19 protein-coding genes are annotated in these 24,235 nt (G+C 59.5%); 2 read left to right on the plus strand and 17 right to left on the minus strand.

Annotated features, from left to right (window positions below; genetic code table 11):
- The 17 genes from HKX41_03190 to rpsB all read right to left on the minus strand — a co-directional run bounded on the left by HKX41_03190 (position 1) and on the right by rpsB (position 20,416).
- A complete protein-coding gene (locus HKX41_03190) occupies positions 1–1,650 on the minus strand; it encodes a CTP synthase (protein ID NNC23162.1) in 1,650 nt (549 codons plus the stop codon).
- An 83-nt stretch (positions 1,651–1,733) separates the two neighbouring features.
- On the minus strand, positions 1,734–3,047 hold the full coding sequence (gene tilS / locus HKX41_03195) for a tRNA lysidine(34) synthetase TilS (protein NNC23163.1): 1,314 nt from the start codon (positions 3,045–3,047) through the stop codon (positions 1,734–1,736).
- Positions 3,044–4,006, minus strand: coding sequence for an acetyl-CoA carboxylase carboxyltransferase subunit alpha (locus tag HKX41_03200; protein ID NNC23164.1), 963 nt, complete (start codon positions 4,004–4,006; stop codon positions 3,044–3,046). The genes tilS and HKX41_03200 overlap by 4 nt, the downstream gene beginning before the upstream one ends.
- A 96-nt stretch (positions 4,007–4,102) precedes the next feature.
- Positions 4,103–7,597, minus strand: a complete 3,495-nt coding sequence (dnaE, locus tag HKX41_03205) for a DNA polymerase III subunit alpha (protein NNC23165.1) — start codon at positions 7,595–7,597, stop codon at positions 4,103–4,105.
- A gap of 59 nt (positions 7,598–7,656) precedes the next feature.
- Positions 7,657–8,277, minus strand: a complete 621-nt coding sequence (locus tag HKX41_03210) for a ribonuclease HII (GenBank protein NNC23166.1) — start codon at positions 8,275–8,277, stop codon at positions 7,657–7,659.
- Between the two features lie 2 nt (positions 8,278–8,279).
- Positions 8,280–9,452, minus strand: a complete 1,173-nt coding sequence (gene lpxB, locus HKX41_03215) for a lipid-A-disaccharide synthase (GenBank protein NNC23167.1) — start codon at positions 9,450–9,452, stop codon at positions 8,280–8,282.
- Positions 9,453–9,454: 2 nt separating this feature from the next.
- Complete coding sequence (gene lpxA, locus HKX41_03220; protein ID NNC23168.1) at positions 9,455–10,228, minus strand: acyl-ACP--UDP-N-acetylglucosamine O-acyltransferase; 774 nt, start codon at positions 10,226–10,228, stop codon at positions 9,455–9,457.
- Complete coding sequence (gene fabZ / locus HKX41_03225) at positions 10,218–10,667, minus strand: 3-hydroxyacyl-ACP dehydratase FabZ (GenBank protein NNC23169.1); 450 nt, start codon at positions 10,665–10,667, stop codon at positions 10,218–10,220. Before fabZ ends, lpxA begins: the two co-directional genes overlap by 11 nt.
- A 16-nt stretch (positions 10,668–10,683) precedes the next feature.
- Positions 10,684–11,715, minus strand: coding sequence for a UDP-3-O-(3-hydroxymyristoyl)glucosamine N-acyltransferase (gene lpxD / locus HKX41_03230; protein ID NNC23170.1), 1,032 nt, complete (start codon positions 11,713–11,715; stop codon positions 10,684–10,686).
- Positions 11,716–11,765: 50 nt separating this feature from the next.
- Positions 11,766–14,117, minus strand: coding sequence for an outer membrane protein assembly factor BamA (bamA, locus tag HKX41_03235; GenBank protein ID NNC23171.1), 2,352 nt, complete (start codon positions 14,115–14,117; stop codon positions 11,766–11,768).
- Between the two features lie 9 nt (positions 14,118–14,126).
- On the minus strand, positions 14,127–15,497 hold the full coding sequence (rseP, locus tag HKX41_03240; protein NNC23172.1) for an RIP metalloprotease RseP: 1,371 nt from the start codon (positions 15,495–15,497) through the stop codon (positions 14,127–14,129).
- Between the two features lie 91 nt (positions 15,498–15,588).
- The gene (locus tag HKX41_03245) at positions 15,589–16,407 is read right to left on the minus strand and encodes a CDP-archaeol synthase (protein NNC23173.1); all 819 of its coding nucleotides are present in this window, start codon (positions 16,405–16,407) and stop codon (positions 15,589–15,591) included.
- A gap of 75 nt (positions 16,408–16,482) precedes the next feature.
- Positions 16,483–17,214: a di-trans,poly-cis-decaprenylcistransferase gene (gene uppS / locus HKX41_03250; protein NNC23174.1), complete on the minus strand. Its 732-nt coding sequence runs from the start codon at positions 17,212–17,214 to the stop codon at positions 16,483–16,485.
- Positions 17,215–17,216: 2 nt separating this feature from the next.
- Positions 17,217–17,774: a ribosome recycling factor gene (gene frr, locus HKX41_03255; protein NNC23175.1), complete on the minus strand. Its 558-nt coding sequence runs from the start codon at positions 17,772–17,774 to the stop codon at positions 17,217–17,219.
- Positions 17,771–18,517 (minus strand): UMP kinase, encoded by a 747-nt coding sequence (locus tag HKX41_03260; protein ID NNC23176.1) that lies wholly within the window; start codon positions 18,515–18,517, stop codon positions 17,771–17,773. The genes frr and HKX41_03260 overlap by 4 nt, the downstream gene beginning before the upstream one ends.
- Before the next feature lie 120 nt (positions 18,518–18,637).
- Positions 18,638–19,519, minus strand: a complete 882-nt coding sequence (locus tag HKX41_03265; GenBank protein NNC23177.1) for an elongation factor Ts — start codon at positions 19,517–19,519, stop codon at positions 18,638–18,640.
- Between the two features lie 3 nt (positions 19,520–19,522).
- Complete coding sequence (gene rpsB, locus HKX41_03270) at positions 19,523–20,416, minus strand: 30S ribosomal protein S2 (GenBank protein ID NNC23178.1); 894 nt, start codon at positions 20,414–20,416, stop codon at positions 19,523–19,525.
- A 222-nt stretch (positions 20,417–20,638) separates the two neighbouring features.
- Between rpsB and map the strand changes: the two genes are divergently transcribed.
- The gene (gene map, locus HKX41_03275; GenBank protein NNC23179.1) at positions 20,639–21,403 is read left to right on the plus strand and encodes a type I methionyl aminopeptidase; all 765 of its coding nucleotides are present in this window, start codon (positions 20,639–20,641) and stop codon (positions 21,401–21,403) included.
- A gap of 77 nt (positions 21,404–21,480) precedes the next feature.
- Positions 21,481–24,090, plus strand: coding sequence for a [protein-PII] uridylyltransferase (glnD, locus tag HKX41_03280; protein NNC23180.1), 2,610 nt, complete (start codon positions 21,481–21,483; stop codon positions 24,088–24,090).
- The last annotated feature ends 145 nt before the right edge of the window (positions 24,091–24,235 follow it).

A 24,235-nucleotide genomic window follows, 5' to 3' on the forward strand; every position in this document is an offset into this window, starting at 1 on the left:
CTAAGCAACCTTGTGGGCGCGCGCCGCCGCGATGAACCCGTTGAAAAGCGGATGGCCGGAACGCGGGGTTGATGTGAATTCGGGATGAAACTGGCAGCCAACGAACCACGGATGATCCGGCAACTCAATCACTTCAACCAAATCATCCTCGGGCGCCCAACCAGAAAATACCAATCCTGCGTCAGCCAGGCGATCCCGATAATGGTTATTGAACTCGAAGCGATGCCGGTGGCGCTCATAGATTTCGGCCGCACCATAAGCCTGGGCAACATGCGAGCCTTCAATGAGCGTACAACGCTGTTCACCGAGACGCATCGTGCCGCCGAGATCGGCGTCGGCGCTACGCCGCTGGACGCCGAGTTCCGCATCCCGCCATTCGGTCACGAGCGCGATCACCGGGTCGTCGGCATCGGTTACAAACTCAGTGCTGTGGGCGCCAGGAAGCCCGGCCAGGTTGCGCGCGAACTCAATCGCGGCGACCTGCATACCGAGGCAAATCCCAAAATACGGAAGCCGATGCTCGCGGGCATAACTAACGGCGGCAATCTTGCCTTCGACACCACGTTCGCCGAACCCGCCCGGAACCAGCACGGCGTCGACATCAGCCAGGCTGGCGTCCGGATTACGCTCCACGCTGGATGAATCCAGATAGACGATTTCGACGTTAGTTCCGGTCTGAAGCCCGGCATGGCCAAGTGCCTCATTGACCGATTTGTACGCGTCAGCCAGATCGACATACTTGCCGACCATCGCAACTCTGACAGTGGCATCCTGCATTGATCGTGCTTCGATCAGCGCCGACCAAGGCGACAAATCAGCAGCCGGCACATCCTTATCGAAACCGAAGTGGTCGATCACCAGGCCATCAATGCCCTGGCGCTGCAGCAAGCCGGGCATTTTGTAGATGTCATCGACATCGACTGCGGCCACGACAGAACGCTCGTAGACATTGCTAAACAATGCGATCTTGCGGCGCTCCGATTCCGGCAGCACACGATCCACGCGACACACCAAAAGATCGGGCTGAATGCCGATCGAACGCAGCTCCTTGACCGAGTGCTGGGTCGGCTTGGTCTTCATCTCACCGGCCGAGGCAATATACGGCACCAGCGTCAGATGCATGAACAAACCGCGCTGTGGCCCCAGTTCGACCGAAAACTGGCGGATCGCCTCCAGGAATGGGAGCGATTCGATATCGCCAACCGTGCCACCAATCTCGACCAGGCAGATGTCGGCGCCCTCGCCGCCTGCCACGATCGCGTTCTTGATCTCGTCGGTGACGTGCGGAATGACCTGCACGGTGCCACCAAGGTAGTCGCCGCGGCGCTCCTTGGTGATGACATTATTGTAGATCTGACCGGTCGTGAAATTCGACAGGCCGGACGTGCGCGTACTCAAAAACCGTTCGTAATGGCCGAGATCGAGGTCAGTCTCAGCGCCGTCGCGCGTAACGTAGACCTCGCCGTGCTGGAACGGGCTCATGGTTCCCGCATCGACATTCAGATACGGATCGAGTTTGATAACCGAGACACTAAAGCCTCGAGACTCGAGCAGTGCGCCGAGCGAGGCGGCTGTAATGCCTTTGCCGAGCGACGAAACAACGCCGCCGGTTACGAAGAGATATCGGGTGCCGCTTGCCGGCTCAGTCATGCAGTTTGTCTCGCCGCCGCGCAAAGCATGCAAATGCTAGCGGATCAGCGGCCAGAGAGCAACGCGGGTGGGCGCCTGTAGCCTCATGAATCTGGCGGCTGACCGTCGGTAGCCGGATCGCCGACTAGCTCGTGACACCACTTAAAACCGGCACCTCGGCCCAACCACAAGTCGATCTCGGGGTGGCGCCAGGCGTCGGCTACCGCAATCAATGTGCCATGCGCGTAGACCAACGGTGCGCGCTCACGCAGCCATAACGGCCAGCCATGCGCGTAGAACCAGCGACCAAGGCGCGTAGTCCCATCATCGGCGCGTGCGAGTCGTTCGCCGCCGCGACGAAAGTCAATCGTGAGTGGGCTGCGCGCCGCCCCATCGCCCACCAAACACAGTCGACCGGCCTCGCCAGGCAAATCAATCGATGTGCCGTCATGCCAGTCGATCGATCCGCTCGGTGCGGGTCCCAATCGCCGCATGACCCAGACCGCACCGGCGAACACACGCAATTCGGTATGCCCGAATTCGACGCGCGGGCTGGCGTGGGGCCGCGCATCGAGAAGCCGTTCGAATTCGTCAATATGACAACTCGCCGGCGTATCCCTCCCAAGCTCGGCGAGCCAGTGCCGAAGCGCAGCGGCACGGCGAGCGGGCGTCAACTCGGTAAGCACCGCGAGTGACAGGCGACGACTGTCGATGCGTGCATGACTCAGATCGATGCGGGCCAATGCCGCCATGGCTTCGGCCGCGTCGGCAGCATGGCTCGCGCTTCGTGCCAGCGTGCGTTCGGCAGCCGGGAACGCCGCGGTTAGCATCGGCCAGAGCGTTTCGCTCAGCCGCCCGCGCGCCAGTGCGGTATCGGCATTGCTCGGATCCTCGATCCAATCGATGCCGTGTTGAACGACATAATCGGCGATGACCCAATGTTCGACATGACGCCAGGGCCGCCACTGCCAGCCCGCTCCAAGCGGAGCCAGCGCCGGCATAGCCGCTGTTCCAGCGACGCCAGCACCGCGCAAAGCTTGCAGCAGCATCGTCTCGGCCTGATCACGCGCATGATGGGCGGTTACCAGCCACTCGTCCGGTGCGATATGCGTGGCCAGCGCTGCGTAGCGCGCCCGCCGCGCGGCAGCTTCCGGGCCATCGGCGCGATACGCCCTGGTCGCAACCGGCAACACCTCGAGATCGATTGCGAGCGCGCGACAAGTATGGCTGCAGTGAGCGGCCCAATCATGGGCTCGATCGGCCAGATCGTGCTGAACATGGAGCGCGCGCAGCCGATTGCGCGGGACAATGCGGCTGACGACGTGCAACAGGGCTGTCGAATCATGGCCGCCGCTGTAGGCGACGACCAAGCGCGTATCTTCGTTTAGTTGTTTAAACGCGTCAGTTAGCTGGCTCAAGCCTCGGACTTGAACGCACCGAACGCGCGCCAGCGCGTATCACGGTTTGCCAACAACTCGTCGTGTTCTAGATGAACAAGCGAATTGAGTTGTGCGCTCAATTGTTTTTTAACGTGACCGATATGCGTCGCCGAATCGCGATGTGCGCCGCCGGCCGGCTCATCGATGACCTCATCGACCAGCCCCAGCTCGTCAAGCTCACGTGCGCTGACCTTCATCGCTGTGGCGGCCTGTTGCACGTAATCGGCCGATTTCCAAAGAATCGAGGCACACCCTTCCGGCGAGATCACGGAATAAATGCTGTATTGCAGCATGCAGAGTTTATCCCCGACGCCAATAGCCAACGCGCCACCGGAGCCGCCCTCGCCGAGAATCGTGCTGATGATCGGCACGCGTAGCCGCGAAAACTCATACAAATTGCGTGCGATGGCTTCGGACTGGTTGCGCTGCTCGGCGCCAATCCCAGGATACGCGCCCGGTGTATCGATAAAGGTCAGAATGGGCAGACCAAAGCGCTCGGCCATTTTGGCGATACGCAAGGCCTTGCGATAGCCCTCGGGCCGCGGCATGCCGAAGTTACGGGCGATCTTTTCCTTGGTGTCGCTGCCTTTCTGGTGGCCGATGACCATCACTGGCCGCCCTTCCAGTCGCGCCGTACCAGCGATGATTGCTTGATCATCGGCGAATTGGCGATCACCGTGGAGTTCCACGAAGTCGGTCAACATGCCATCGATATAATCGACCAGATTCGGCCGCAACGGATGGCGCGCAAGTTGAGCCACCTGCCAAGTGGATAGTTTCGCGAAAATCTGCTCTGTCAGGTTTGCGCGCTTGGCCTCGAGACGCTTGATCTCTTCACTGAGATTCACTTCGCTGTCGTCGGCGACGTTGCGCAGTTCATCGATTTTTTGCTGCAGCTCGGTAATCGGTTGCTCGAAATCGAGATAATCGAGATTGATCTGCGCCATGGGCGGGGTAGCGGTCTCCTACCGGAATTATTGTGACTTTACGAGACGCCAATCACTAGCCACTGTCTAGTCGTGTTATCAGTATTGTCAGGCGTCTAACGCGTGACCATAACGCACTTGAACCGAATCCGCACCTATCAAACCATCGAGATCGTCGAAAAAGCCATTCGAGACATCCACGCGGCGATTTTCGAACGTCAGCACGGCTTCGGCGTCAGCATTGGCATAGCGCAGCACAAGCTCACAGCCGGCGCGGTTGTTGTAACGATCCACACAATCAGCAAGCGCGTCGACATCGGGCGCGGCTTCGGCATGCACGTCGAGTAATACCCGCGACGCGTAAGCCGCACGCGCTTCGGCCAAGTCCATGACGCGATTCGGGTTCAGTCTAAAACCGTCTGAAAACGTGTCGTATTGCAACGTGCCGTCGATCACCACGAGCTTATCCGCAGCCAGCTTGTCGCCATAAGCGGCGGCCTTATCTTCGAAAAGCGGACATTCGATGCGACCGCTGCCATCATCAAGTGAGACGATCACACGCCGGCCCTTATTCATGCGCCGCACGTCGATAACCAGCCCAGCAACAATCGCACTACGGCGCCCACCATTGCCCCGGCGACCGCCAGACTCTTCCGACCGCGACATGGCCGCGACTTGTTCGGCAATCGTCCCGTGGGTCATCGCTGCGAGTTCAGACTCAAACGCCTTTATCGGGTGACCCGTTAGATAAAGCCCAAGCGTATCGCGTTCGGCGCGCAATCGCTCGTCGGTCGGCCAATCCGCGATTGCGGCCAACTCCGAGGCGTTCGCGGTTGCCGCGATCCCCAAGCCGAACATGTCGTTCTGACCGGCTGCACTGGCACTTTGGTCCTGTTCCGCCGCGGCCAGCGCTTCACTCAGGCCGTGCATAAGACTCGCCCGGTTCGGCCCGAGTGCATCCAGCGCGCCGGCACGGATCAGACTTTCCAGCGCGCGCCGGTTGGCCTTGCCGGTATCGATCCGGCGACACAGGTCGAACAAACCGTCGAATGCACCCCCTCGCTCGCGCTCCGCAGTGATCGCCTCGATGGCGCCCCGACCGACACCCTTAATCGCGCCGAGGCCGTAGCGAATTGTCGCCTCTTCCACCACACTGAAAGTGAACGCGGACTCGTTAACGTTCGGCGGCGCCACGGTAATCGATAGCCGTCGGCATTCGTCGATCAGCACCACGATCTTATCGGTGTTTTCCATGTCCGCCGACAACGTCGCCGCCATGAAGTCGGCCGGGTAATGGGTCTTGAGCCAGGCAGTTTGGTAGGAGACCAGCGCATAGGCCGCCGAGTGCGACTTATTGAACCCGTAGCCGGCGAATTTCTCGACCAGGTCAAAAATATAAGCGGCCGTGTCGGCGTCGACACCATTGTCCGCCGCGCCAGCCAGGAAACGATCGCGTTGCTTGGCCATCTCCGCGGGTTTTTTCTTACCCATGGCCCGGCGCAACAGGTCAGCATTACCCAGGCTGTAGCCAGCCAATACCTGGGCGATCTGCATCACTTGTTCCTGATACAGGATCACACCGTAAGTCGGCGCCAAAATCTCGGCCAGCCACGGATGCGGATAGACAACTTCGGTGCGGCCGTGTTTGCGGTCGATGAAATCCTCGACCATGCCGGATTCCAGCGGCCCGGGCCGGTACAAGGCCACCAATGCCACGATGTCTTCGAAGGCATCCGGCTGAAGACGCTTGATTAGGCGCCGCATACCAGCCGATTCAAGCTGAAACACGGCCACGGTCTCGCCCGTCTTGAGCGCATCCAGCGTGGTTTGATCGCGGTAGGAAACGCGCCGGACATCGAGTGTCTCGTCGGCGCCGGCCGCGCCACGCGCATTGATCGACCGCTCGGCGTGATCGATGATCGTCAGCGTTCGCAGGCCCAGAAAGTCGAATTTGACCAGACCCACGGCTTCGACATCGTCTTTGTCGAACTGGCTCACACGCGCACTGCCATCGGGCTCGCAGTACAATGGTGTGAAATCAGTCAGTGCGCTCGGTGCAATGACCACGCCACCCGCGTGCTTGCCCGGATTGCGCGACAGCCCCTCCAGCGACTGGGCGAGATCCAGCAGGTAGCTCATCTCTTCGTCGTTCTGTCGGGTCTCAGCCAGCTCCTCGGACTCTTCCAACGCGCGGGCCAGCGTCATATCCACCGCGAATGGGATCTGTTTGGCCACGCGGTCTATGCGGCCGAAAGGATGGCCCAGCACACGGCCGACATCGCGCACCACAGCGCGTGCCGCCATCGTGCCGTAGGTGATGATTTGGCTGACTTTTTCGGTACCGTAGCGCTCGGCCACATACTCGATTACGCGATCGCGGCCGTCCATGCAGAAATCGACATCGAAATCCGGCATCGACACGCGTTCGGGGTTTAAAAAGCGCTCGAACAGCAGGTCGAAAGCCAGCGGGTCGATGTCGGTGATGCCGAGCGCATAGGCGACCAGCGAGCCGGCACCAGAGCCGCGCCCTGGCCCGACCGGCACGCCCGCCTCGCGTGCCCAGCGGATGAAGTCGGCGACGATTAAAAAGTAACCGGGAAAGCCCATCGACTCGATGACACCGAGCTCGTGCTCGAGTCGTTCGCGATAAGCCGGTGTGTGCTGTTCGCGGCTCGCCTGGTCGGGATACAGATGGACCAGTCGGTCGGTCAGACCAGTCTCTGCCTCAGCGCGCAAGAAACTGGCAGTGTCGTGCTCTGCCGGCACTTCAAAGTCCGGCAGATAATCTCGGTCCAGCTCCAGTTCGAGGCTGGCCCGCCGGGCTATCTCGACGCTATTGGCCAGCGCTTCCGGCAAATCAGCGAACAGCTCGACCATTTCAGCCGATGTTTTCAGGTATTGCTCGCGGGTATAGTCGCGCTGGCGCCTCGGGTCGGCCAGTGTCTCGCCGCGATTAATACACACCCGTGCTTCATGCGCATCGAAATCTTCGGCGCTCGGGAAACGAACGTCGTTGGTCGCGACCAGCGGCACATCCAAATCCAGCCCTAATTCGACCGTGGCTGCCAACCAGGCCGGCTCGCCCGAGCGCTGACAACGCGTCACCTCGAAGTAGTAGCGATCGCCGAAGGTTTGCTGCCAGAAGTCGGCGTGTGCGCGCGCCATCTCATACTTGCCGGCAATCAACGCCTGACCAACGTCGCCGGCCATACCACCCGACAGCGCGATCAAACCGTCACTGGCAGCGACGATCCATTCACGTCGACAACAGGCCAACCCCTCGGTCTGGCCGTAAAAATAGGCCTGGGTTAACAACCGGCAGAGATTGGCGTAGCCAGTCTGGTTCTGGACGATAACCGTCAGGCGCGTGGCTGGCTCGTCGTCATGATCGCGGACTGACAGATCGACGCCGATAATCGGTTTGACGCCGGCGGCAAGTGCAGCGTTGTAGAACTTAACCAGGCCGAAGACGTTGGCACGGTCGGCCATGCCGATGGCCGGCACCTCGGCCGTGCTTGCCATATCGACCAGATCGCCAATCCGCACGATCCCGTCAACCAGCGAATACTCGGTATGGACGCGCAAGTGAACAAAGTCGGGCATGGCCTCAGTCTACAACGCATCGGGCCAGCCGGGGTAACGAGTGCGGCGCGCCGACGGCTTTAGAAGTCGCCGAGACTGATTTGCTCGGGCGTTTGATGACGCGCGACGGGCGCGAATGAGGCGCGGTGCGCTGGCGTCGGCGCGCGTTCGGCCAGCGCCCGGCGGTGCGCGGCCGTGCCATAGCCTTTGTTGGCCGCGAGATCGTAGCCGGGATAGCGCGCATCGAGCGCTACCATCTCGCGATCGCGCGCCACCTTGGCCAGAATAGAGGCCGCGCTTATAGCGGGTTGCAACGCATCACCGCCCACCACAGTCCGACAGGCGCCGATTCCGTCCGGAGCCCGATTGCCATCGATCCAGACCGCGCCCGGCCGGCGCGGCAGCGCATCGACTGCACGACGCATGGCGAGAAACGTTGCCGCGAGGACGTTATGGGCGTCTATTTCGGCGGCCGAGGCCCAACCAAGCGCCCAGGCTACGGCATCCATTTTGATACGCCCGTCGAACCATTCGCGGCGCGTCGCGCTCAATTGCTTCGAATCGGTCAGCCCGGGATCGGCCACGGCGGGGTTCAGCATAGCCGCGGCGGCAGTCACCGGGCCGGCCAGCGCACCCCGCCCTGCCTCATCCACGCCGGCGATCAGCGGGCATACGACACGCCGCTCGTGGCTCTGACTCATGTTCACGCGCGTGGCTCGATGAGTTCGGCCACGGCATCGGCGGCCCGCCGGTCGGTATCGCCGGTCAGACTGTGGCGAATACGTGCGAATGCCTGTCGCTGCGCATCACGACACCCTTCGTCAGACAACACAGCGTCAAGCGCACGGCCCAGCGTTACGCCGTTGGCCCTGGACTGCAGATATTCAGGCACCACAGCCTCACCAGCCAACAGATTGGGCATGCTGACGTGGCGTGTGCGAATAAGCCGAAAACAACGCGCCAGCGCTGCATTGAAGGCTGACACGCGATAGGCTATAACCATCGGCGTGTCGGCGATGACAGCCTCAAGTGTCGCTGTTCCCGAGGCCACAAGGGCGGCATCGGCGGCTATCAGTGCCTCGTATGCGCCGCCGTCGGTCACCCGGACGTCGAGGGCTGGTTCTGCCCCGCCAAACAGCCATTCGAGTAATGTTTTCAGCTCGGCATTGGCAGCCGGCACGATGACGGTTAGATGGCCGACGCCGCGTGCCACACGCGTCGCTGCATCGACAAAAACCGGGCCAAGCCGCCGCACTTCGCCTGTACGACTGCCAGGGAGAACGGCCAGCACACGCGTGTCGTTATTAAACTTATGACGCGTACGCGCGTCCGCACGTCCGTCGGTGTGTTCGATTTGATCCGCTAATGGGTGCCCAACAAAGCGTGCCGTAATCCCGAAGCGAGCAAAAAAATCCGGCTCGAAAGGAAATATAGCCAACAACAAGTCGATCGAACGTCGGATACGGCGCGTCCGGCCCTGGCGCCAAGCCCACGCTGTAGGAGCGACGTACTGCGCGGTTGCAATGCCCCTTCGCTTAAGGCTAGCGGCCAAACCTAGATTAAATGCCGGCGCGTCGACGCCGATAAAAATCGTCGGATTGGCGGCCTCGATCCGGTGCCGTAGACGCGTGCGAAGCCGGATAATCCGCGGCAAGCGAAACAACACCTCGCTGATGCCGAACAGACTGAGTTCGCCGATATCGGCGAGTGTCGTGCAGCCCGCCTCGCGCATGGCTGGCCCGGTCACGCCGATGAACTCGGCGTCCGGCCAGCGTCGAAGTAGCTCACATATCAGGCCTGCGGCCAGTCGATCCGATGACGGCTCGCCAGCCACAATCGCGACGATTGGTCGGGCGTCGTCGGGGATCGAGGCCATTGTCAGCGCACGATACCGCGCGTCGAACGCTCCAGGGTGTCAGCAAACTCGGCAACCGCGTCACATTCGACTGCGGCTTCGCGCACCTTCGCGCGGGCTTCATCGAATTTAAGTTGTTGACGGTAGACGACCCGATAGGCGGCTTTGAGAGCACGGATATCGTCGCTTGAGTAGCCGGAACGCCGCATGCCGATCGAGTTGATGCCGTTCGAGTATGCCGGCGAACCGGCGGCACGGGTGAACGCGGGCACGTCCTGGACCACGCCACTGCTGTAAGCCAGGAAAGCAAGCTTGCCCACACAGCGATACTGATAGACCAGTGCAAAACCAGACAACACGGCACCGCTATCGACACGCACATGCCCGGCCAGACTGGCGCCGTTGGCCATGTTGATGTTGTTGCCGAGGACGCAATCGTGCGCGATGTGCGCATAGGCCATGACGAAATTATCGTCGCCGATGGTGGTGTCACCACGATCCGCGGCCGTACCACGATGGACGCTAACGTATTCGCGGATGGTATTGCGGTCGCCGATTTCAAGCGTTGTCGCCTCACCTTGATAGCCGCGATGCTGCGGCGCATCACCCAGTGAGACGAACGGCGCTATACGGTTATCCCGACCGATACGCGTTCGGCCCGAGATGACGGTATGCGAGCCGACCTTCGTACCACTGCCAATCTCGACACCGGGACCGATTACGGCGAATGGTCCCACCTCGACGTCCGGGGCTAATTGGGCGTCAGCATCGACGCTCGCTAGGCGATCAACTGCCACTGCGTCGATCCGGAATAGCCATCAATTGTGCGCTGCAAGCCAGCTCGTCTCCGACCCAGGCTTCGGCATCGAAACGCCATAGACGCTTTTTAGCCTGACCGATCTCGAGCTGAAGCAGCAATTGATCGCCCGGCACAACCTGGCGTTTGAACCGGGCACCGTCGATGCCGGCGAAATAGACGATCGTGCCACCTTCGGCCTCGACCGTGCGGTGGCCAAGCACCAGCCCGGCCTGGGCCAGCGCTTCGACAATCAAGACCCCCGGCATCACTGGTTGACTGGGAAAATGGCCGGGAAAAAACGGCTCGTTATAAGTTACATTTTTGAGCGCGGTTATCCACTGCCCCGGCTCACAACCGACGACTCTATCGACCAGCAGAAATGGGTAGCGGTGTGGCACCTCGGCCATGATGGCCTGAATATCGTCTTGTTCCGTCATAAAAATCCTTGTCAGATCAGGGCCTGTTTTCCAGTCGCCGGAGGCGGCGCTCTAATTCCGGCAAGCGCCGTAGTCCAGCGACACAGCGCCACCACGCACGCACAGGCATCGCCTTGAGAACCGTCGAGTACACACCGGCAGTGGTTATGTCATCCGGCACCTGAGTACCGGCAGTCAGCCACACCTTGTCATCAATTTGAACGTGATCGGAGACACTGACACCACCACCGAGCTTGCAATCGGCACCAATCTTTACCGAGCCGGCAATACCCGCACAACCGGCGATCACCGTGCGCGGACCGATTTCGACGTTGTGTCCGATATGCACTTGGTTATCGATGCGTACATCGTCGTGAATCACGGTGTCGTCAACCGTTCCGCGGTCGATGGTCGCACCAGCACCGATCTCCACCATATTGCCGATCGACACTCCGCCGAGTTGCGGCACACGCTCCCAGCCGGCGTCATTCTCGACTAATCCGAAACCACGCGCGCCGAGAACCGTATTGGGGCCGATCGGGACATCGTTCCCAACCCATGTCCCAGGCGCTAGCACGGCACCGCGGCCAACGCGACAACGATCACCGATAACGACACCCGCGCCAACGACGGCGTTGGCGTTCACAATCGAATCGTCGCCAATGACGGCCTCTGATTCAACGACTGTACCCGGCATAATCGCCGCCGATGCGGCGATATGGGCAGAATCGGCCACACTGGCCTGGGGAGCCACACCAGCAGCAACAGCCGGGCGCTCGAAGGCCGAGACCATGGCCGCGAATGTCTCACGTGGCTGCTCGCACACGACAACTGGCTTATCCGTCCAGTCCGACTGCTCAGCCGTCGTCACAATCGCGGCCGCATTCGAGCTGGCCACGGTTTCACGCGCAACACCCGGCGCGGCGAAAGCGATCGCGTTGTCATGTCCGGGCGTTAGTGAACACACACCGCGAATCGCGACTTGTCCGCCACGCACTCGCAACACCCGCTCATCGGCACGTGCCACGAGGTCGTCAAGCGTCAATATGGTCACATCGTGTCCGGTCACGCGTGTTGATGCATGTCGTTTAAAGCCGCTGGCCCATTCAATCTGAAATACTAAAAACCAACGCCAAACGAGAATTGGAAGCGTTTCTTATCGTCACGCTCCTGCCCATCGACATAGCCAGCGTAGCTGACACGCAGGAGGCCGAAGAAAGGCGTGAACCACTCAAACGCGACACCCGCCGATTTACGCATCTTGCCGCTGTCATAATGGCCCACATCTTTATAGGCTGCCCCCATGTCGTAAAACAACATAAACCGTGTCGATTTACCGTTAGACGGCAGGAACGTCGGCAATATCAGGTTGGATTGCAGCGTCGTCAAAAACTGACCGCCGTAGGCGTCGCCGTACTCGTTCTGTGGGCCGGCACCACCACTTTCAAACCCGCGAATTGACTTCGGACCGCCGGCGAAATAGTTGGCATAAGGCGGCACATCAGTGCCCTTACCCCAGATATCCGTCTGTGCCACGCGCCCCTTAACCGAAAAGACCAAACCATCCGGCACCACCGGCAACGCGGAACCAATAGCGAAGAATTTTTTCGCCTTGAGACTGCTGCTGTAGTACTCGAGATCGGACCCCGGGCCCTTGACGCTGGCATCGATCTGAAGATTCGACCCTTTCGTGGCAAATACTGTCCGGTTACGCGTATCGCGTTGCCAGCCGGCTTTCAACGAGTAAGTGGTGGCATCCGTACCGTTTTCACGCACAAAACGTCTGACCCGGCTGGAAGTCCCGTTACCGACATCAATATTGTTTTGTTGCGCACCAAAACCGAATTTGATGTTGGAGTATTCCGAAATCGGGAAGCGGAAGATATCGGAAGCGCCAAACGAATCCAGGTTGAAATCCGAACCGCGCCGGACCAGTGAATCGGTCTGGCGATAAAACGCGGATACGGTTTGCGAGACACCGTTGCGCGTAAAGTACGGATCGGTCCAACTCCCGCGGATACTTCGCTGGTACGAATTGGTCTGGGCCTTGAACTTGACCTTGTTGCCGGTGCCTCGGAAGTTGTTGTTGGACACACTGCCGTTGATCAAAAAGCCTTCGTTACCGGAATAGCCCAACCCGACTTGCAGCTTTCCGGCAGCCCGCTCCTTCAGCTTGTAGTCGAGATCGACTTGATCTTTGGCGCCGACCTTCTTGTTTTTGTTCAATTTTACCGTTTTGATATACGGCAAACGCTGCAGCCGTACGCGCGAGCGTTGAACGGCACGCCGGGAATAAGGAGCGCCTTCGAATTGACGCAATTCGCGACGTAGCGTCTGATCCGTGGTCTTTTTATTGCCGGTAAAACCAATCTGGCGTACGTAGGTACGGTCTCCCGGTTTGACCAGAAATGTCAGCGCAACCGTGTGTTTTTCCTTATCGACCTTACTCAAAGGCTTAACGTCGGCAAACGCGTAACCGAAGTTGGCCAGGCTGGTGGTCATCTGCTTGGCTGTATCCTGCACCTGCTTGCGCGAGTAAGTCTGGCCCTCCTGCACGCCGACCAATCGCTGCAAACTCGCTTTGGGCTCGATCGTCTGGCCAGCAATCTTGATGTCGCTGATCTTATATTTATGGCCTTCGTCGACATTGACGGTGAGATAGACATCTTTTTTGTCAGGCGCGATCGAGACCTGAACCGACGACACATTAAAGCGTAGATAACCGCGATCCTTGTAGAACGAGGTCAAACTTTCCAGATCGCCTAGCAGCTTCTGACGCGAATAATGGTCATGCGACTTCCAGAAGGTCACCGGGTGAGCGCCGAGCTGGCCGAGCCACGATTTTTTCTGCTCGAGTTTGAACACCGAACGCAGTTTGTCGTCCGCGAACTTGTTGTTGCCGATGAAGTTGATTTTCTTGATCGCGGCGATCGGACCTTCATCAACCTTAACGTCGATCGCGACCCGGTTATTCTCGAGCTGTTTAACCTTGGTATCGATCTTGAGGCTGTAGTAGCCGTTGGCGTAGTAGTGCTGATTCAGCTGTTGGCGCAGTTGATCCAGCAGTTTGCGCTTGAATAAGCGCCCCTGCGCGAGCCCTTGTTTTTTCAAGGCCTTTTTCAGCTTATCGCTCGATAGCGCCTTGTTGCCTTCGAGCTTAAACGACGCGATCTTGGGTCGTTCCTCGACATCGACGATAAGACGTCCGCCCGACCGATCCAGTGACACATTACCGAATAGTCCGGTTTGATAGAGCGATTTGATAGAGCGCGCGGCACGCTTGGTTGTCATGCGGTCACCGACACTGACCGGCAGATAGGTCAGCACCGTGCCACGCGATAATCGCTTGACGCCGTTGACTTCAATTTTGCTTATTCGAAACGGCTGTGTGTGGAGAGATTGTGCCCAGCCGCCAACGGCAAACAGAGCCAGCAAAACCGCGCACAGCGCGCGGATAATCAATACGGGCATAGAGCTCGCTTATCCCAGCAGGCGTGTGATGTCGTTATAAAAAGCCAGAACCATGAGCGCCATCAACGCGCCCACGCCGACACGTTGCACTAGGGCCTGCGTCGCTTCACCTAGTGGACGGCCGATGATCCATTCGGCTAAATAATACAGAATGTGTCCACCGTCTAACACCGGAATTGGCAAGAGATTGATAACGGCAAGACTCAAACTGATCAGTGCCAGAAAATCAACGAATGCCACGAATCCGACACTCGCTGTCTTACCGGCGTAATCCGCGATTTGGATCGGCCCGCCGATGTTGTCCCACGATACCTGCCCGGTAAACATGTGGCCAAACATACGGACCGTCAGCGCCGACAGTCGCCAGGTCTTATCGACCGCCGCCGGAACCGCGGCAATGGGCGACATCCGACGTGTGGTTTGCATCGTCTCGAGTGCACTGGCATCAACACCGATAGCCACGCCCAGATGCCCGACATCGCTGCTGCCACCCTGCTCGGCCGTTTGACGACCGAGCTTTATGTCACGCATCAACGTCCGGTTGCTACGCTCGAACTTGACCGCAACAGTCTGACCGGGGCGCGCACGGATCGCTTGTACGAGGGCTTTCGGTGAATCCACGGCCTGGCCGGCCAGCGCCTTAATCCGATCTCCGGATTGCAAACCACCTGCAGCTGCTGGCGAGCCGTCGACCACATGATCGACGATGGGTGTCGCCGGCGGCTGATATGGCGCCAAACCGAGTTTATCGAACAACTGCTCGGGATCGTCGGGCACGTGGGCTAGATTCAACGTCGTCGAATGACGTGTCTGCCCCTCTCGTTGCAACGTCAATACGGCCGAATTGTCGTTATCGAGCGCATGATCGATCAGCTTGAGCTTTAGACCTCGCCAGCTGTCGACCGACTGACCGTCGACTGCCACGACCCGGTCATGCGCCTGTATATTGGCCTCGGCTGCCAGCGAGTTCGGCGACGGTGCACCGACAATTGGCTGGATACCACCGACGCCGATGATCAGCACGAGCCAATAGGCAGCAATCGCAAACAAGAAGTTGATACCCGGACCTGCGGCAACGATCGCGATGCGTCGCAGCGGGTGTGCACGGTTCATCGCCCGCGGTTTATCCTTATCGGCAACCGGCGCGTCGTTTTCATCCAGCAGTTTGACGTAGCCGCCGAGCGGCAGCGCCGCGATCTGATATTCGGTGCCGGTGCGTTTACTGGTAAAACCAGCCAACCGCTTGCCAAACCCGATCGAGTATCGGACAACGCCAACGCCCAGCAGGCGCGCAACGATGTAATGCCCCCACTCGTGAACCGCCACCAAAATCCCGATAGCAACCAGGAAGGCCGCGACGGCAATAATCACTTGTATCAAGATCGCATGGCTCCCGAGATCGACTGGCTATGTTCGACAGCGCAGTGCGCGTTATGCTCCTGAGATAGGAATAATCGTAAACATCGGCGTATCACGCTGAGACAGTCAACCATTGAAGCAACAAAGCACACCACGGTGCGGCAAACACTAGCCCGTCGAACCGATCGAGCATACCGCCGTGGCCCGGAAATAGCGCCCCCGTATCGGCCAAGCCCGCGCGACGCTTCAAAAAGCTGATTGTCAGATCGCCCCATATCGCGACGATGGCCAAAACGGCGCCAACCAAGCCAAACACAATAAATGCGCCCGCAGAAGCGGTCGCGACGCCATAGATTGCAGCAGCAGCCGCGGCAACCACGACACCAGCAACCGCACCGACGATGGTTTTGCCAGGGCTGATTGTTGGTATCAACTTCCGGCCTCCGATTGATTTACCCGCGATAAAACCGGCGCTATCGACCAGCCATATCAGCACAAAAAAGGCGAGCACCAGCCCGCCGCCACCGACATCGCTACTCAAGGCGGCCACCGTGGCGACCGCGCCGGTGAAAACGCATATGCCCCAAACCGATCCGGGCCACCCCTGAATCAGCCGTTGCGAGAACATGCCGCGCGGCCGCATCAGCAACCAAATACCGACCAACGAGGCAAACACCCCAAGCAAGACGCCAACCGTGTACACGGTGGAGGATATGGCGGGCGCGCCAATAATCACCCCAACGTAGACCACGACCACAGCGATGATCGTGATTACGAGTGCATGACTCACCAAGCCGCCGGCACCAATCAGTCGCCCCCATTCGCGCGCACCGACCGCCATGATCAGACCGAAAATCGCAGTGATAACGCTTGCCGGTAACAGGAGCAGGCCGGCCACAACGAGCGGAATGGCGATCGCGGCTGTGGCCACGCGCTTTATCAACTCAAGCCGACGTCGAGCGGCGCCCCCCGAATCAGCATTAGACGTATCGAACGCGGCCACGGCCTAACCCGACGACTGAGCAATGGCCGGAATCTGGCCAAACCGTCGATTACGGCCTGCGTACCAAGCCAGCGCCGCGTCCAGACTCTCGGCATCGAAATCCGGCCACAGTTCGTCGCAGAAATAGAGTTCGCTGTAGGCTAGATACCACAGCAAGAAATTGCTTATCCGTCGCTCACCGCCAGTGCGGATAAAAAGATCCGGTGGCGGCACATCGCCCAACACCAGCTTCGAAGCAAAGCCAGACTCGTCGATCGTCTCCGGTGCTGCGCCATCTTCGACGCATCCCCGAGCGCATTCGCGCGCGGCCTGAACAATATCCCAACGCCCCCCATAATCGACGGCGATGTACAACTCCAAGGCGTCGTTGCCGGCGGTGCGCGCCTCGGCGGCATCCATTTGCTGGGTTAGCGACTCCGAGAGCTTGTCGCGCGCGCCCACAAAGCGCAGTCGCACATTATTGGCATGTAGACGTTCGAGGTTCCGGCGTAGCGTGCGGCGAAACAAACCAAGCAGTACTTGCACTTCGGCCTCGGGCCGATTCCAGTTCTCGCTTGAAAAGGCGAACAGCGTCAGTCGATGGATACTACGGTTCGGCGCCGCCTCGACGATACGCTCGACAGCGTTACCGCCCTCGCGATGACCAACCGAGCGCGACAAGTTGCGCCGACTGGCCCAGCGACCGTTACCGTCCATGATAATCGCAACATGGTCAGGGCCAGACACCGCGGCCATCGCTATACCGTCATGATTTCCTGCTCTTTATCCTTGAGCAGGTCGTCGACACGTTCGACGTGCTGATCGGTCAATTTCTGAATGCGTGTCTCAGCATCGCGTGCCTCGTCGGCACTGATCTCGGACTCACTCGCCAACTCCTTGAGGTCGGCATTGGCGTCCCGCCGTACATGCCGAATCGCCACGCGGGCTTCTTCGGCTTCCCGCCGCACGACCTTGACCAGGTCCTTACGCCGCTCTTCGGTCAGCGGTGGCAACACTAGTCGAATCACCTGGCCCGCGGTATTCGGATTGAGACCAATATCGCCGGCTATAACGGCACGCTCCACCTTGCCCACCATCGATGATTCGAACGGTTTGATGGCGATCGTACGCGCATCCTCGACCGAGACATTGGCGGCCTGGTTCAGCGGCACCTCGACGCCATAATAATCCACGCGAACCGAATCCAGGATGCCAGTGTTCGCACGCCCGGTACGTACTTTGCTGAAATTGTCGGACAACACATTGATCGTCTTGTCCATGCGCTGGCTAGCGTCGGATTGAATATCGTCGATCATTGGCCTTTATCCTTCGGTCCCGAATCGACCAGCGTGCCGGCATCGCCAATGCCATGCACGATCCTTCCGATCTCACCGGCACGCTGGACGTTGAATACGCGAATGGGCATGTCATTGTCTCGACACAACACCATCGCCGTTGTGTCCATCACCTGGAGGCGACTGTCGATGACCTCGTCGTGGGTCAAATGCGTATAGCGCTGCGCGCTATCCTCACGTGCCGGATCGGCACTATAAATCCCATCAACCTTGGTCGCTTTAAGCAGTATTTCGGCGCCGACTTCCACCGCTCGCAGGCTGGCCGCGGAATCGGTGGTAAAAAACGGATTGCCAGTGCCAGCCGCCAAAACTACGACACGCCCTTTATCCAAATGACGGATCGCTCGTCGCCGGATGTAGTCCTCGCAGACTTCGTTAATGCGAAGCGCCGACATCACACGCGCGGTCAAGCCGGTTTTTTCCAGCGCATCCTGAAGCGCCAAAGCGTTGATCACCGTGGACAACATGCCCATCTGGTCACCAGTCACACGGTCCATGCCGCGACCAGAAAGACCAACCCCGCGGAATATATTGCCGCCACCAACCACGAGCGTGACACCCACTCCGTTGGCCACGAGCCCAGCGATTTCGTCGGCTAGACGCGCTAGAACATCACCCGAGATACCAAACTCACTACCACCGAGAAGCGCTTCGCCGCTCAGCTTGAGCAGGATGCGTCGATAAATCGGTGGCGAACTTGTCATCTATGCTTTCCCCGGATGGCGAACAACAACGCCTATACATACTACGCTAACGCCGATCGGACCAGGTGCCGACGGCGATCAATTATGTCGCGCACCGCGCATCGGTGCGCGACATCTTCCTCATCCCGAGCCTTCGGCCTGCGCCTTGACCTCGGCGGCGAAATCCTGGCTCTCGGTCTCGATGCCTTCGCCGACCTCAAGCCGACCACATTCGGTGACCTGGGCGCCAGCTTCATCCAAAAGCGCCGACACTGTCTTGTCCGGATCTTTGACAAAAGGCTGGCCAAGAAGCGTGATTTCACCCAGATACTTATTGAGGCGCCCTTCGACCATCTTCTGGATAATGTCGTCGGATTTGCCGCTTTCCTGGGCTTGCGCGACCAGATTTTCGCGCTCGGTTTCACGCACGTCGCTGGGCACATCGTCGATCGACCGATAGGCCGGCGCCTGTGCCGCAACATGCATGGCCAGATCGCGCGCCATATCGCCGTCAGCGCCGGTGATCACGACCGCACTAGCGATACGCGCACCGTGGCTGTAGACACCGATATGGGCATCGTTGGCCACAAAATGCCGGAAACGACGGATCGTGATGTTTTCACCGAGCGTAGCGATCAGTGCCCGGCGTTTCTGATCAATTGCCTCATCTTCGATAGTGAGCGCGGCCAAGGCATCGACATCGGCCGGCGTCTCGGCCAACGCTACCTGCGCAACGCGATCAGTGAAGTCGACAAAGTCCGGGTTTTTAGCGACGAAATCGGTCTCGCAGTTGACTTCCAGCAGCACTGCATGCTGATTGTCAGCGCTTTGCGCAATCGATATGCGGCCTTCGGCAGCGACTCGATCAGCTTTGCGATCGGCTTTAGCCAGACCTTCGCGCCGCATGTCCGCCGCGGCCTGTTCGAGATCCCCGTCGGCCTTCTGGAGCGCTTTTTTGCACTCCATCATGCCCGCTCCGGTGCGGCTTCGAAGGGTTTTTACTTGGTCTGCGGATATACTCATGGATTACTGTTTCGAGTTCTGGCCGTCTTCTTCGGACTCGGCGACATCACCGAGGCTTGCCGTCGCCGCGGGCGCACTTTCACCGAGCGATTCCTGAATCACTGAATTCTGCGTCCGCTCGCGAGCCGCCTCGCCCTCGGCCGGCTTGCCCGGCTCATGCGATGCGCCTGCGGTCTGGGCTGCCATGGTGTCGTCGTTGCCCGTGAAGTGACCCTTGCTACCGCGACCAGCCAATACAGCATCGGCCATAACCTCGGAATAAATCCGAATCGCGCGAATCGCGTCGTCATTACCCGGGATCACGACATCAACCTTGTCCGGTGCGCAGTTTGTGTCGACCACGCCGACAACCGGAATACCCAGCTTGCGGGCTTCGGCGACCGCGATGTTTTCGAAACCAACATCGACCACGAACAGCGCATCCGGCAGGCTGGTCATTTCTTTCATGCCGCCAATGGAGCGCTCGAGTTTGTCGCGCTCGCGGTAGAGATCGAGTCCTTCGCGCTTGGAGAGTTTGCGGATCGAGCCGTCAGCGATCATCTTCTCGAGATCGTGAAGGCGCTGGATGGAGTTGCGCACCGTTTTGAAGTTGGTGAGCATACCGCCCAACCAGCGGTGATTGACAAACGGCATACCGGCGCGCTGGGCGTGCGAGCCAACCGCCTCGCGGGCCGCACGCTTGGTGCCAACAAACATGATCGTGCCGCCGTTGGCCGCCAGTCGCGAGACATAGTTGTATGCTTCACGAACGAGCGGTAGCGTCTCTTCGAGGTTAATAATATGGATTTTGTTGCGGTGGCCGAAAATATACGGGGCCATCCGCGGACTCCAGTAGCGGGTGCGGTGACCAAAGTGCACACCGGCTTCCAGCAACTGGCGCATGCTGATATCGGACATTGTTAAGCTCCGGGTTGGGCCTCCGCACTTCCCAAGCTAACGACCCGCGCCTTGCGCGAGCACCCCGTTGCTGGTTATCGAAGTGCGTGTGGATTTATTGAGTTTGCCGGACGACATGACACTATCGATTTGTCGCCGACAGCCGTCATTTATAACATAGCGTGGCCTGATAAGCCATACGCGGCGACATCATCAACCCGCCACATTCGACCCGGATCCGTCATGAGCGTTATTCCCAAAAGCCCCGCCGCCCAAGACAAAATGCGTGTCGCCGGCCGCCTCGCTGCCCAGGTGCTCGATATGATCGAGCCCTATGTCGTGCCCGGCGTGACTACCGATGAGCTGAACACGCGCTGTCACGATTACATGGTCGACGAACTCGGCACCACGCCGGCGCCTTTGAATTACCACGGGTTTCCCAAGTCAGTATGCATCTCGGTCAATCACGTGGTCTGCCACGGCATTCCCAGCGACAAGAAGCTAAAAAAAGGTGACAGCGTCAACATCGATGTCACGCTGATCAAGGACGGCTACCACGGCGACACATCGCGCATGTTCTTTGCCGGCCAACCGTCGATCCGCGCACAGCGCGTCTCCGATGTGGCACGCGAATCGATGTACGCCGGCATAGACGTCGTAGCGCCGGGCGCGACCCTGGGCGACGTCGGAGCCGCCATTCAACGCCATGTTGAAGCCCAGCGGTTCTCAGTAGTGCGCGAGTACTGCGGCCACGGCATTGGCGAGGCATTTCACGAACAGCCGCAGGTCCTCCATTACGGTCACCCCGGCACCGGAACCGAGTTGGTCGCTGGCATGACGTTCACGATCGAGCCGATGGTCAACGCCGGCAAACCCGGCGTCAAAACACTCGGCGATGACTGGACCGTCGTCACCAAAGATCACTCACTGTCAGCGCAGTGGGAACACACGATTCTGGTTACGGATACCGGCCACGAAATACTCACGCCCTCCTCGGATACCACGTGAATAACACCGCCGGCGACTTCGGCCACCCACCGACAGACACGAACCACACAGTCGACTGGCAGGCCCGGCTCGCCACAATCCATACCCCGGATCACACAGTCACCGATTTCAAGGCAGCGCTAACGGCCGGCGATGACGCCCTGGCTTCGGCGTTCACCGACGGCGCTGATATCGGCTGGCTGGTGCAGGCACGCGCGGAACTAGTCGACGCTATCTTGATCAGCGTCTGGAACCGCCACATGGCCACCGACGCGCCAGCGTGTCTAGTGGCCGTGGGCGGCTACGGCCGGTCTGAATTACTGCCGCATTCCGACATCGATCTGCTGGTCCTCTATGCGGAGGACCAACTAGAAACACTCGCCGGCGCTATCGAATCATTCATCACCGCCGCATGGGATATCGGCTTGGCCATCGGGCACAGCGTGCGCTGCCCCAGTGAATGCCGCGACCAGGCTGCGGCGGACATTACGATTGCCACCAATTTGATGGAGTCGCGCGCACTGACCGGCGACCGACAGCTGTTCGATGCCGTGCATGCAGCGACATCACCAGACCAGCTATGGAACGCCACAGCGTTTTTCCACGCCAAATGCGAGGAACAGCGTGCCCGCCACGCCCGCTTCGATGATTCAGCCTATCGGCTCGAACCCAACATCAAGGAATCACCTGGCGGCTTACGCGATATCCAGATGATCGCCTGGGTCACCAAGCGCTATTTCGCGACGGGCACGCTGGACGGCCTGGTCGCGCATGGGTTTCTGACCCGCGAGGAGCTCAACGAACTAACCGACGGCCAGCGTTTTTTGTGGCGTGTACGTTTTGTGCTCCACGGTTTAACCGGCCGCGCCGAGAACCGACTGCTTTTCGACTACCAAGTCGCCATTGCCGAGAAACTCGGTTTCACCGCGAGCGAGAATAACCTTGCTGTCGAAAACTTCATGCAGAAATACTACCGAATTATCAGGTCGTTATCTGCGCTTGGTGATATTTTAATTCAACTTTTTTCTGAAGCCACACTAAACGCGAACCCCACCGACACGCCCCAACCGTTAACGGACAACTTCCAATCCCGCAGCAGCTATATCGAAGTCGTCGACGATGCGGTATTCGACCGCCAGCCGAGCGCTATCCTCGAACTTTTTCACGTGCTCCAAACGCGGCCCAACCTTGTCGGCATCCGCGCCCGGACACTTCGTCTTCTACGTGACGCACGCAAGCACATCGACGACGAGTTCCGCACCTCACTCCGTTGCCGGCTACTATTCAGCGAAATCTTGAATCAACGCAGCGGCGTTACCCGCGCCCTGCGACGCATGAACCGCTACGGGATCCTTGGGCGCTATCTGCCCAATTTCGGCCGCATCATCGGCCGCATGCAGTACGACCTCTTCCACACGCTAACTGTGGATGAGCACTCCTTGTTCGTCGTCCGTAACCTGCGCCGGCTGGCACTGCCACGTTTCAACGATGAGCTGCCATTTGCCAGTTCGTTGATGCAAAACCTCGACAAGCCCCAGCTCATGGTTATCGCCGGACTGATGCACGACATCGCCAAAGGCCGCGGCGGCGACCACTCCGAACTGGGCGCTACTGATGCGCGTGAGTTCTGTCGCCAACATGGCATTGCCTCGGCCGACACCGAACTCGTCTGCTGGCTCGTGCGTCACCATTTGGATATGTCGATGACCGCTCAACGCCGCGATATCAACGACATAAATGTGATTTATGAGTTCGCACGTGAAGTAGGAACCCAGGCTCGTCTCGATCGGCTGTATATCTTTACGATCTGCGATATTCGGGCGACCAATCCCGAGCTCTGGAACGGATGGCGCCGGACGCTGCTCGGCCAGCTCTACACCAGCACGCGGCGCGTGCTGGAACGCGGTTTGGATACGCCCATCAGCGAAACCGAGCTGATTGCCGAGACCCGCAGCAGCGCGGCCGCCATGCTGACCCGATCCGGAATAAAAACCCCGGATTTCAAGCATATCTGGGCACAACTGGACCGCGATTATTTCCTGCGCCATACGCCCGAGGAAATCGCTCGCCAGACACAAGCCATCGCTCACCACCACGACGATGGACCGTTGATATCGATCGAGCATATCGCCGACCGCAGCACGATCGTCTTCGTCTACTGCCGTGACCGCGACTACCTGTTCGGCGTCACTGCTGGTGCGCTGGCGCGTACCGGTGTTTCAGTCCAGGATGCGCGTATTAATTCCACACACGATGGCCACACGCTGGACACTTACATCGTCAGCGAGGCGGACGGCTCTCAGATCGCGGGCCCGGGCCGTGAAGCCGAGATCCGCGATGCACTAGCCGGCGCGATCAACGACCCATCTCGTGACAACATCGCCGTCGCACGGCGAGCGCCACGCCGCCACCGGCAATTCAACGTGCCGACCCAGATCTATTTCCGGTCGGCCACCGAGCGTGGCGCTACGGCGATGGAAATCATCACCGCCGACCGACCGGGCGTCCTTTCCGAGATTGGCGGCGTTTTTCGTCGCCAACATATCGTTTTACAAAACGCCAAGATCGCGACTATCGGCGAGCGTGCCGAGGACGTTTTCTTTATTACGGACCATGACGGCGACCCAATCTCGAATCGAGACGCCCAACGCGAGCTCAGACGCGCTCTCACCATCGAACTCGACCGACCCTCGCAGGGTCAACACTGATGCGGCCGCATGTGGCCGCCATGCGGCAGTGGACAGTGCCACCCCGTATTTCAAAACGCACCGACGAGGCCGAAGCCACTACCCGATCCATGATGGCAGCCCAACATACTGACCGCGATTTCGAGGCCTCTCACACGCCACGCCC

The organism is Salifodinibacter halophilus, from assembly GCA_012999515.1.
Classification (GTDB): domain Bacteria; phylum Pseudomonadota; class Gammaproteobacteria; order Nevskiales; family Salinisphaeraceae; genus Salifodinibacter; species Salifodinibacter halophilus.